Annotated in this window: 10 protein-coding genes; 3 read left to right on the plus strand and 7 right to left on the minus strand. The window is 67.9% G+C overall.

Annotation, left to right across the window (positions count from 1 at the left end):
- Positions 1-88 precede the first annotated feature (88 nt).
- Together SOM19_RS15470 and SOM19_RS15475 are read left to right on the plus strand one after the other, a co-directional pair.
- Complete coding sequence (locus SOM19_RS15470) at positions 89-1,312, plus strand: sensor histidine kinase (protein ID WP_320487476.1); 1,224 nt, start codon at positions 89-91, stop codon at positions 1,310-1,312.
- Positions 1,309-1,911, plus strand: coding sequence for a response regulator transcription factor (locus tag SOM19_RS15475; protein ID WP_320487477.1), 603 nt, complete (start codon positions 1,309-1,311; stop codon positions 1,909-1,911). Before SOM19_RS15470 ends, SOM19_RS15475 begins: the two co-directional genes overlap by 4 nt.
- 3 nt (positions 1,912-1,914) lie before the next feature.
- Here the strand turns inward: SOM19_RS15475 and SOM19_RS15480 are convergent, their stop codons facing one another.
- The 3 genes from SOM19_RS15480 to SOM19_RS15490 form a co-directional block, all read right to left on the minus strand.
- Complete coding sequence (locus SOM19_RS15480) at positions 1,915-2,760, minus strand: helix-turn-helix transcriptional regulator (protein ID WP_320487478.1); 846 nt, start codon at positions 2,758-2,760, stop codon at positions 1,915-1,917.
- 72 nt (positions 2,761-2,832) lie between these two features.
- Positions 2,833-3,771, minus strand: coding sequence for an SDR family oxidoreductase (locus SOM19_RS15485; protein ID WP_320487479.1), 939 nt, complete (start codon positions 3,769-3,771; stop codon positions 2,833-2,835).
- 209 nt (positions 3,772-3,980) lie between these two features.
- Positions 3,981-4,991 (minus strand): SRPBCC family protein, encoded by a 1,011-nt coding sequence (locus tag SOM19_RS15490; RefSeq protein WP_320487480.1) that lies wholly within the window; start codon positions 4,989-4,991, stop codon positions 3,981-3,983.
- A 253-nt stretch (positions 4,992-5,244) separates the two neighbouring features.
- Between SOM19_RS15490 and SOM19_RS15495 the strand changes: the two genes are divergently transcribed.
- Complete coding sequence (locus SOM19_RS15495; RefSeq protein ID WP_320487481.1) at positions 5,245-7,959, plus strand: hypothetical protein; 2,715 nt, start codon at positions 5,245-5,247, stop codon at positions 7,957-7,959.
- 9 nt (positions 7,960-7,968) lie between these two features.
- On the opposite strand, the gene SOM19_RS15500 is transcribed toward SOM19_RS15495, so the two are convergent.
- The 4 genes from SOM19_RS15500 to SOM19_RS15515 form a co-directional block, all read right to left on the minus strand.
- Complete coding sequence (locus SOM19_RS15500; RefSeq protein WP_320487482.1) at positions 7,969-8,178, minus strand: hypothetical protein; 210 nt, start codon at positions 8,176-8,178, stop codon at positions 7,969-7,971.
- A gap of 24 nt (positions 8,179-8,202) precedes the next feature.
- Complete coding sequence (locus SOM19_RS15505) at positions 8,203-8,988, minus strand: hypothetical protein (RefSeq protein ID WP_320487483.1); 786 nt, start codon at positions 8,986-8,988, stop codon at positions 8,203-8,205.
- Between the two features lie 720 nt (positions 8,989-9,708).
- Positions 9,709-10,554: a DUF2510 domain-containing protein gene (locus SOM19_RS15510; protein ID WP_320487484.1), complete on the minus strand. Its 846-nt coding sequence runs from the start codon at positions 10,552-10,554 to the stop codon at positions 9,709-9,711.
- A complete protein-coding gene (locus tag SOM19_RS15515; protein ID WP_320487485.1) occupies positions 10,536-11,186 on the minus strand; it encodes an Rv1352/Rv1906c domain-containing protein in 651 nt (216 codons plus the stop codon). The genes SOM19_RS15510 and SOM19_RS15515 overlap by 19 nt, the downstream gene beginning before the upstream one ends.
- Between the last annotated feature and the right edge of the window lie 61 nt (positions 11,187-11,247).

Below are 11,247 nucleotides of genomic sequence, written 5' to 3' on the forward strand. Positions count from 1 at the left end.
GCTGCGCGGGAGTGTCGTGGTGTCACCGGTTGCCGGGTGCTTCGCACGCGGGATCCGTGACATCTGTCATGGACGTATGGTGGGGCGCGTGAAAACTCGCACTGACCCGGATGCCGGGGCTCCGGCCGCTGCGGCCCGGGCGACTCTGCGGCTGAACCGGGGGATCACCGCGACCTGGTGGTACACGGTGACCGCCATCGTCTTCCTCGAGGTGATGATCGTCGGGGTGTGGCTGGTGGCACTGCTCGACGCGGGCCTGGAGTCCGGGGTCCTGCTTGCCATCGGGGTGGGGGGACTGCTGTGGGTGGCGTCGACCCTGCCCCTGCTCTTCGACTACCGTCTGCGCACCGATGCGTCGGCCGCGGGGATCTGGCCGAGGGCCGTCGGCCCACTGCTCGTCGCCGTCCTGTTCGGCGCCGTCGCGGTCGTCACCACGGGCAGCTGGCTGATCGCCCTCCTGCCGGTGTCGCAGACCCTCATGCTGCTGAACTGGCCGCGCGGGGTGCGCCTCCGCGTGGTGCTCGGCGTGACGCTCCTGCTGGGCATCGTCTGGATGATCGACGCGCAAGTCGCCTTCGCGGCGGGCGGCAGACTCGAGGATGCCGGCAGCTGGGCGCTGCTCGGCTTCTACTCCGCGTTGCTGCCCACCATGACCGTCGCCTCGCTGTGGTGGTGGGACGTTCTGGCGACCCTCGATCTCGCGCGAGCGTCCGAGGCGAGACTCGCCGCGACCCAGGAGCGACTGCGCGTCGCGACAGACGTCCACGATCTGCAAGGCCACCACCTGCAGGTCATCGCCCTGCAGCTGGAGTTGACCGAGAAGCTCCTCGAGCGCGATCCCGACGCGGCGTTGCAGACACTGCGTGCCGCCCGCGCGAGCGTCGATGAAGCCCGACAGGGCACGCGCGACCTGGCGACACGGTTCCGCTCGGTGCCGCTGGGCGACGAGATCGCGAACGCCCGGGATCTGCTGATCGCCGCGGGGATCGCGGCCGAGGCCTCCGTCGGACCGGACGTGGACCGGGCGCCGGCATCCGACTTCGGTCCCGTCATCCGCGAGACGACGACCAATGTCCTCCGCCATGGTGGCGGCAGGCGGGCGCGTCTCTCGCTCGAGCAGGCCGGTGATGCCTGGCGCTATGAGATCTCGAACGACGTCGCCGCGCACGCCGTCGCCAGCAGTCACGGCTCAGGGCTGGACGGCGTCCGCCGACGCATCGCAGAGGCGGGTGGGCGCCTCGAGGTGCGGCACACGAACGAGGACTTCACCGTCATCGTGACCATCCCCGTGCGGCAGGAGCAGCGCCCGTGATCACCGTCCTGCTCGCTGACGACGAGGCGATGATCCGCTCCGCGCTCGCGGCGCTGCTCCGGCTGGAGCCCGACATCGAGATCGTCGCCGAGTGCGCGGACGGCGAGGAGGCGCTCGCCGCCGCGGTCCGGCTGCGCCCCGACATCTGCCTGCTCGACCTCGAGATGCCCGGCCTCGACGGTGTCGAGGTCGCCGAGCGGCTGAGCCGTCTGGTGGTGACGCGGTGCATCGTCGTCACTCGCCATGCGCGACCCGGGGTGCTCCGGCGTGCGCTCTCGTCGGGGGTCGCGGGCTTCCTGCCGAAGTCCCGCGACGCGGACGAGGTCGCCACGGTGATCCGCAGGGTCGCCGCCGGCGGACGCTACGTGGATCCGGAGGTCGCGGCCGATGCTCTGAGCGACGAGCGCAGCCCGTTGACCGATCGAGAGATCGACGTGCTGCGTGCCGGGCAGCGCGGCGAGACCACGGGTCAGATCGCACGAACCCTGTCGCTCGCGCCCGGCACCGTGCGCAACCACATTTCGGTCATCCTGAGCAAGCTCGCCGTTGACACCCGCCAGCAGGCCGTCCTGCTCGCGCAGGAGCGGGACTGGATCTGAGACTCAGCGCCCGCCCGAGATCTGCTGCGTTCCGATCACCGACAGCAGCTGCAGCTTGTCGTAGCTCTCGGTGCCCGGCTGCGCGGTGAGGACGAGCAGCGAGTGCCCCTGCTCCGGATCGAACAGGACCTGGCACTGCAGTTCCATGACGCCGACCTCGGGATGCCGAAGTCGCTTCTCGAGACTGTGGGTGTTGCGCACCTCGTGGTCTTCCCAGAGCGCGGCGAACTCAGGGCTCTCGGCGAGGAGTGCATCGACGATCGCCGCGGCGCGGGATCGAGCACCCCGCAGGGCATAGATCGAGCGGATGTCGGCGGTGAAGGCGCGCGAGTGCGCGGGGTGATCCTCGACGGGGTAGACGTTGCGCGCTTCGGGGTCGGTGAACCAGCGGTAGCCGACGCTGCGGATCATTCCCTGGTATCTCGTCTCGTCGCCGAAGAGCACTCTCGCGGCGGGCGTCTGCGCGAGTGTCTCGCCGAGCTCGCTCATCACCTGCGCCGGGGTGTCGGCGAGGCGGTCGAGGATGCGCATCATCCCGGGCGAGACATGCTCGCTCCGGGATGAGCGGACCGGCGCATTGTGGCCGGCCAGGCGGAACAGGTGATCGCGCTCGTTGACGGAGAGTCGAAGTCCGCGGGCGATGGCGCTGAGCATCTGTTCCGATGGCTGCGGCCCGCGGCGCTGCTCGAGCCGGCTGTAGTAGTCGACCGACATGTCGCACAGCGCCGCGACCTCTTCGCGCCGGAGGCCCGCGGTGCGCCGCCGCGGGCCGCGACCCAGCCCGACGTCTTCGGGCTGCAGCGACTCGCGGCGGTGGCGGAGGAAGTCGGCCAGCTGGTCTCTGTCCATGCGTCGAGTCTCGGATCTCGTCGAAGGCGAAGCAAGGGATCGGCGGTCCCACCCACGGCCCTCGTGCCGACCTCAGACGGGCAGGCTCGCCGAGATCAGCGTCTCGGACAGCTGCCACATCCTCCTCGCGTCGTCGGCGTTCTGCAGTCGCGAGTAGAGGGGCTGCTCGGCGGGCGGTCCGCTGAGGTGCTGGAACCCACGCGGACCGTAGAACCCACCGCCGATCGCGGCCGGGTCCGTTGCCGCGTAGACGGCCGACAGAGAGGCGGACTCGGGTGTGCCGACGAGGATGCCGCGGCGAGACATCGCTCGAATGAATCTCACGGCGGCGGTGTCCTGCGGTCGCCCCAGCTGCGGCTGGGCGGCGAGCAGGTTGGTCGGGGTGATGCCGGGATGGGAGAGGTTGCTCTGAATACCCCACCCCTCCGCCTCGCTCCGGCGGTCGAGCTCTCTGGCGAACAGGCCGAACGCGATCTTCGACGAGCTGTAGGCCTTCATCGGGTCGTAGTCGCGCTCCCAGTTCGGGTCTGACCAGTTGACGGCGTTGTGATTCGCCGCCACGCTCACCTGGCTGGTGACATGGGCGTTCCCGGCTTTCAGCAGCGGGAGCAGCCGCGTGGTCAGCGCGATGTGTCCCAGATGGTTGGTGGCGAGCTGGAGCTCGAACCCATCGACGCTCACCTGGCGGGTCGGAGGACTCATCACGCCGGCGTTGTTGATCTGGATGCTGATCGGGCGGCCCTCGCTCAGCAGCTCGTCCGCCAACTCGGTGACCGATGCGAGCGATGAGAGGTCCGCCGACCGCACATCGAGCAGGGCGCCCGGAGTGCTCTCCCGGATGCGATCTGCGGCGGCATCCCCTTTCGTCTTGTTGCGCACCGGCATGATGACTTCCGCGCCGGCGCGCGCCAGTCGGGCGGCGATGTGGATGCCGACCCCGTCGCTCGCGCCGGTGACGAGCGCCAGCTTTCCGGTGAGGTCGGGGACGGGAATGTCAATGGTCTTCGGCATGGCAGGCCTCCACGGCTCCGGGCAATCGCCCCTGTGATCGGTGTCTTGGAGTCCATGTTCGATCGGTTCGGCCGCCCTGTTCAGGGCGCGCTCACCCGCGGATCGCCGATCCCCCTCTGAGTCTCAGGACACCAGGGCGCTCAGAAGCCGTCGGTGCCGAAAACGTGAGGACAGGGCTGCCCGGCTCGAGAGCCGGGCAGCCCTGTCAGTCACCGGTAGAACTCGTCGTAGTAGTTCCCGAGGCGGCCTTGGTAGTCCCCGTCGAACGCGGTGTCCTGATCCCACTCCGGAGAGTTCTTGATCTGGTCCTTCGTGAGGTCGACGTAAACCTTCCGGTTGGCGTCATCTACGCGGTCGATGGTCCCTGCCGGAAGGATGACCTTCCGGCCCAGGATCCAAGGACCGGTATCGACCACAAGTCGGCTCGTGCCGACCTCGTCGCTGGCTTCATCGATCTTGCCGATGTCACCGTCGCGGGCAGTCACCTCGTAGCCGACCAAACTCCGCGATCCCTGCGCGGGACGAGCGGTGTCACGATAACTCCACGCATCCCATGTCTGGGACCTCTCGTCACGCGTAGCAGGGGTAACCGTGACGTCAGCTGCGTCGTCGCGGTTCTGCTTGCTGGCGGCCACAGCAGCAGCGGCGGCGGCACCTGCAGCGGCGATACCCACCCCCGCTGCGACCTTGCCCGAAATGCCCGCCTTGCCGCTGTCACCACGCGACGCCGCGGCAGCCTCGATCCCGGGCTCGCCGGCGGCAGTGCCGGTTCCGACCGCGCCGCGCCATGCTCCCGTGGCATAGCCTTCGGACTCGATGAACGCCTTGAACCGGTCCAAGTCCCCTTCGGCCCTGTTCTCGACGACGTTCAGCTTGTCACCGATCTTCTCGACCAGACCTTCGGGCTCGTATTCGAGGACGAGATGCACCTGAGTCTGCCCGCCTCCGACGTCCTCGAACGTGACTGACCCTGCGTTCGTGGCACCTTCCGTCGCCGCCCAAGAGACCTTCTTGTCCGGCACCTGCTCCACGATTCTCGCCTTCCACTGCCGGCGGACACCGGCAATCTCCGCGACCCACTCCAAGTGCTGATCATCGAGCTGAGTGACGGATTTGATGCCGCTCATGAAGTGCGGGAATTCTTCGAACTGGGTCCACTGGTTGTACGCGACGCTCAGCGGCACGTTGACGAGGATCCTCTTTTCGACCTTCGTACTCATGGGGTGGTTCCCTTCCTCGGGTGTGGTTCGGGCCTGGGTGCAAGCCCTCGGCTACCGAATCAAGCGGTGCTCCGTGCGGGTACCCCCTTGCATTTGCCGAAGTCCCGTGAGAGAAGCCGTGGGCAACCTGTCGCGCTGCGGACTCGTCGGGCAGGAGCCACCTTGACGGCGAGGACCGGCGGGGCCACTGTTGTGCCTATATCCGGGGGTTTGGTAGCGAACGGCGGGGGCCACGATGCCAAAGGTTTCACTTGTGCGTGCCGGCGTCGGCACGCTGATCATCGCTGGGGCGCTCGCGATGGGGGGCTTCGCGCTTCCCGCGCACGCCGCGTCCTTCCCGGCCGACTCGGTCGGCGCGACGCCTTCGCCTTCGCCGACCACGAATCCGGTGTGCGAGGTCGTCGACGCGATCATCGCGGCGGAGTCGGATGACGGCATCCGGATCGCGAATGAGCTTCTCTCGCAGGGCCGTGACGTCGAGGATGTCGCAGCCGCGATCACCCGCTGCCTGACCGTCGCGCCGCAGAAGCTCACCGGCGCCCAGTCCACGGAAGCGGTCTGCGCCATCGCGGGGGAGCTGAACGCCGACAAGAAGTTCGACGACGCGGTCGTGCTCATCGAGGCAGCGCGCGAGGCGAAGGACAGCACCGACCTCTGCGAGGACGAGTTCGACGCCGCCGTAGCGGGCGGGGCGACGGCATCCACTCCCGAAGGGTTCGGCGGTCTGTGGACGGAGTTCCAGAAGTCCGTCCTGACGCCGCTGTCGTCCGTCGCCGGGTTCGTCGGTCTGTCGACGCTCGTGCTGGTCGCACTCGGACGACTGCTGGCGCTCCTGCCGCCGTTCCGAGACTGGAAGTGGCGCGGGCAGCGGCGCGCGGTGCGTCGCATCGCGGGAGCCATCGGGCTCGTGCTCGCGCTCGCGGTGCCGAGTGCGGTCGCTCTCCGCGGGATGTGGCTCATGCGAACGCAGGGGCCGGCCGGCACCAGCCTTGCCGAAACGACGCCCTTCTACCCCGACTTCGTGGCGCTGGTCGCGGCGAACGGCTGGCCCTGGTGGTGGTGGCTCGTCGTGCCCGCAGTGTTGTCGGTGGCGCTGCTCGCGTTCGCGTTCGGGTCGCGGCAGCGCGTCACCGTCACGATCAAGCCGAAGGAGGATGGCACGGGGCTCGACTCCACGCGCTTGATGGCCGCCATCCACGCCATGGCCGGACGCGGCGCCCGCGGGCTGGAGTTCCCGGTCGGCACCGACCTCGCGTCGGCCTCTGCGGCAGTCACCGAGATCTCGTCCAACAAGGCCGTCGCGGCCGTGCAGGCCGTGGTGAAGGCGATCTTCGCGGCGAGCCCGTGGGAGATGAAGGTCGAGAGCGAGACAGCGGATGCCGCATCCATCGCGATCTCGCGCAATGGCGTCCTGCTCGCAGCCAGGCGCATGCGCATCGATGAGGGGCATCCGCTGCACGGGATCAGCGAATCCTCGCGCGCCGACCAGCTCGCGGCGCTCGCCGCCGGAGAGCTGATCGCCGCGCTCCGGCTGCGGTACCGCGCCGAGTTCGATCCGTATCTGCACGGTGCGACGCAGGGGTCGTCGATCGGCCTGCAGTTCGTGGCCAGCAGCACGCTCGCGGGCACGAGGGAGCTTCGCAAGAAGGCGGTTCCGCTGCTGCGGCGAGCGCTCGACGATGACCCGGCGAATCGCGCGGCGTGGGTGACGCTCGCCAACTTCCTCTACCGCGATCCGGAGTTGACTCCCATCGGTGACGCGACGCCGCACATCGTGTACCGGGAGTCCTTGATCACGGCCATCGACGAGGAGGTGCGCCGCGCGCGGCGTGCGACGCCCGTTGAGGTGTGGCTGCGCACCGTCACCTCCCAGGATGGCCTGTACGCGCGCATCGGCGACCGGGCTCAGCGTGCTCGGCGCTCCGCCCTGCGCAGGAACACGCTGTTGACGCGACTCCTGCAGACCTATTCGGCGGCCTCGGCGAATCTTCGGGCGCTGGTGCACGCCGGGCAGTCGGTGCCGGCCCATCTGTCTCCACCCCCACTCGCGGACGACCCGGGGCGGTGGCTGCGCCTGTACCTGGCGATCGGCGAACGGCAAGACGGCACGCCGGCCTCGATCCGGCGGCGCCAGTTGCTGCTGATCGACGAGCTGCGGGCGACGCCGTGGACCGAGGAGGAGGCGGCCGGCGCGATCCCGCCGATCCTGGAGCGGCGGGAGTACGCGGGGGAGCGGGAGGCCTGGCGGGGAGTGGCGGCTCCGCTTGCTCCGGCTGGGGCGTTTCCGGCGGAGGACGGGTCGGTCGCGAGTGGCGGTGGTACGGCCGAGGAAGCGTCCGGCACGACCGCTGGCCCGATGGCCGACGACGAGGCGGGCACGAGCAGTGGTTCGGTGACGGGGAACGCGTCGAGGCCGGCGGACGACCTCGCGACGAGATTCCGTCGGGAGGATGCCGCGCTCGCCGTGTCGAGCGACGTCATGCGCGACGCCGGCATCGCGTACTCCCTGGCCTGCTATCGGAGCGAGGCGTACATGCCGCTGCCCGGTCCACCCCCGGTCGGCCAGGCACCCGTGCCGGCCGTCGTGGTTGAGGGGCCGCCTGTCGTTCCGCCCCCGTCGGGCTTGGCTGCCCTCGGGGCGTGGATCGCCGGACTCTTCGTGGATCCGCCGGCGGTTCCTCCGGTGACGACCCCGGCTGCTCCCGTGTCTGGGGGCGCGACACCCGCAGGGCCTGATCCAGCTGCGGTCGCCGAGATGCGTCTGCTGCTCACGGTCGCCGCCCAGCAGGCGGCGGTCCGAGAGTGGTATCCGGTCGACCCCGAGATGGCGCGAGTGCGCGGGACCGACATCGAGCCCGATGCCATGACGGCACCCGAGCCCGAAGAACCAGAGGAAGAGGCATCCGCCGACGACAGCGAGCTGGTCGCGCTGGTCAAGGCTGCGCTGGCGCGCATCGCCGATCTCTAGGACGGGGTGTCAGGCGCCCGCTTCCACCCAGTTCACCTGGAGGAACGGGCTGTAGACGTAGACGACCTTGTCTCCCTTGCGGTCGATCTCGATCGTTCCCTTGCCGGCATCCATCGCCGCGAGGATCTGCGACCGTACGTTGTGCCAGACGCTCGCGTCGGCGAAGCGGAACTTTGCGGGGTACGGCATGGTTCCGATGTAGAGGGTGACATCCGTCATACCGCGCACTCTATCGACCCGGGGCTACCATCCCGTCCACCGTTGGAAGGTCGCGACCATCTCCCGGTTCGCATTCGCGGCGATGTAGTGCCCGCCGGGTCCCTCGCCTCCGGTGACCTGCAGGAGGGATGCCTCGACGGCCACGGGTGCCGCCTTGGTCGCGAGCGCCATGCAGTGCGCCTGGGGCGGCACGACCTGGTCTTCGGTGGCGTACGAGGCTCTGATTCGCATGCCGGTCCAGGCGGACTGCGGCAGCTTGGCCGGGTTCGTCGCCTGGATGCGGGTAGTGCTGTACCCGTACGGCAGTCCGACGCGAATCGGATCGCGGCGGTAGATGTCCATCACGTCGTACACGGCGCTCGCCATGTACATGCCGTAGCGATTGGGCACGAGTTTGTTGCCGAACGCCCAGCCCATGAGCGCTCCGCCGGCGGAGTTGGCGCGGCCGAAGCTGCGCCCGACGCGCCACAGTGAGTTCACGTACGCGATGGCGTTTCGGGCGGCGGTGGCAGCCTTCGGCCCTGCGAACTCGAAGGGTCCACCGTGGTTAGGGCATATCGAGATCAGCCCGTGATCGATGAGCGGATCGGAGGCGTACTTGTACGGGTAGTTCAGGTCGGTGTACGACCCGCCGTTCGAGTGGTAGTACCAGACGACCGAGACCGACGTCGACAGGGATGGTGGCGACGCATGCGGCACGAACAGCCGCGTGCGGTCGCCCTGAATCGACACGTCGATGTTCTCGTACGGCGTGCCCGACAGCGAGTACTGGGTCTCCCTGCGACTCAGCTCGCCCGGCAACTTCGGCACCTTGGTGTAGCTGGGCGCAGCATGGGCTGCGCTTACCTCAGCGAGCCCGGCGGCGACTCCCACCGCCGTTGCGGCCGTGCCGAGGAGAAGGGTCCTGCGGCTGACGCCCCCGCCACCGCTGATTTCCCCATGAATGTTTTCGTGATCCATCGCGAATCCTCCGCTTGTGCTGGACGACTCCCCCGCGAGCCGACGACAGCCAGAAGCCCCAATCGCCGGATGGTTCTCGAATGCAGTATGGACCAGGGGAGGGGGCGACACGCCGGTTCGTGCAGATCAGGGGCGAGATGGGTGCGAATATGTTCAAGGTGCCTGGGTGGCTCCGGATTCGGATGGGTAGGAGCACGGAGGACCTCTGGGATCACTCCGAGGCTGGGCTGCGTCGTACGGACGGAGAGGGCGTGTGGAACGGTTAGACCTCTCCCCTCCTCGACTCACATCACGCGAGGTCATGGGTGATGGGTCCCCTGCGGGAGCGCCCTCGCGAGCACATGCGCTTATTGGCGTCGTCGCAACGCTCAACAGCGAGCGTCTCCCTCGACCTGATACAGCGACCGTCCGAGATGTGGTGAGACCCTGTAACGAGTCATGGCGGCAGTCAATCTGGCACCGCTAGAACTCGGCTGCGCCACGCCGCAGCTGCATTCGAGGCCGACTCCGCATGCTCGTTCAGCTTCTGGCGTCCTCGGACCAATCGTGATCGCCACGTTCCGAGCCCGCCTACTGAGGCGTGAAGGTCACCCTCCAGCCGCAGTCTGGTGCGGGTCCCGTGATCACCGATACGAAGTGCTCGCCAGCCTCCAGGCCGTAGAGGTTATTCGTTCCCGTGGCTGCATCGGAGGCCGTGAAGACGTTTTCGAAAGCTTCATCATCAAGCGTTGCGGAGTAGTAGCAGGATCCGACCGCTTCCCACGTTACGACGTAGTCACCCTCTAAGATGGCCTTCGCGGATGCTCCTTCGCCCTGACCTTCCCAGACGACCGTCGCGCGCCGATCGGCTCCCGGCTCGGCTGTCGGTGCAGCGCTGAGTTCAGCGACATCGACGTCTGACGGGACAGCGTTCCCGCTTCCACTGTTGCGCGAATCCAATGCCCCCAGCGAGATGCTCATGACGGTGAGGACGATTCCGATGAGCATCGCAAACACTGCGATCGAGATCCCCGTAACCGCGGCCGCGAGTCGGCGATTCTTCGAGACCAAGCCGGCGATGCCCAGTCCAACAGCAACGAGCGCGGGAATCCACGCCACGAGCGACAGTCCCGGAAGAACGGCAAGCAGCACCCCAAATACGGCAACGCCGAGTGAAGCCCAGCCCAACTTGTTAGGCAGGGGGCTGACCAACTCGAGCTGGTCCCTGGCGGTCGCTGGCGCGGGTGGCTGAGCGAGCACCAGCGCGGGAGTGAACTGGTCCGTCCATCGAAAGCCGTCCCACCAACGATGGCGGCCAGTTCCATCGTCGTACCAGCCAGCAGGCGTGCCATTGCTCATGAGATTGCGCTCGAGGTGAAACCCGCTGCGCGCGGTGACGAGGTATGAAGCCGCATAGGTCAGCCGACCTTCGTCCACTCGCCGCAGGAGTCGGACTCAAAGTCTTGCCCGATGCTCAACGTGACCTCCGCGGTACCCGCGGTGCCGAAGTCGTTCGCGACGATGTCGTCCTTGTTCGTTCCGGAGGCGTAGACACCCCAGTAGCACGAGGACGTGGCGGTCGTGGTGCGGTAGCGGCCAGGTTCGATACTGACGCCTACGATGTACCCGCCATCCGCGAAGCTGTTTCGCTCGATCGTCTCCTCGACGACAGTGACCGCAGCCTCACGCGCATCGATGGCCTCCTCGGCAGCCGTCAGCTCAGCTTCGCGCTTCTCGACATCTGCCAACATGTCGAAGGCCGGCTTGAACTTGGCCACGTCCTCCTCGGACCCGGCGAGTTCACGCGCGGTCGACGTGAGTTCGGCGGTCAGCTCGTCTACCTCCTGCTGGCTCGCGTTGTAGGCCGCGAGGTTCATGTTCGCCATCGACCCGTTCACGCCGGCGAGCGTGCCAAGAGCGATAACGGACGCGACGGCGGCACCACATCCGATCATGCCCACCGTCGGAGTGAAGTAAGCCTTCAGCTTCTTGCGGCTGCGCGGCGAAACGGGCAGCGGGGGCGGGGTCATCGGATCAACGAGGGGCGATTCCTCGGGTTTCGGGTTCATGGGACTCTCTCTAGGCGAATTGAAGCAGCTCGTGGTCGGCGGGCATTGAAGTGCGAGTGAC

Origin of the sequence: Microbacterium sp. CFBP9034 (assembly GCF_034045255.1) — a bacterium.
Classification (GTDB): domain Bacteria; phylum Actinomycetota; class Actinomycetes; order Actinomycetales; family Microbacteriaceae; genus Microbacterium.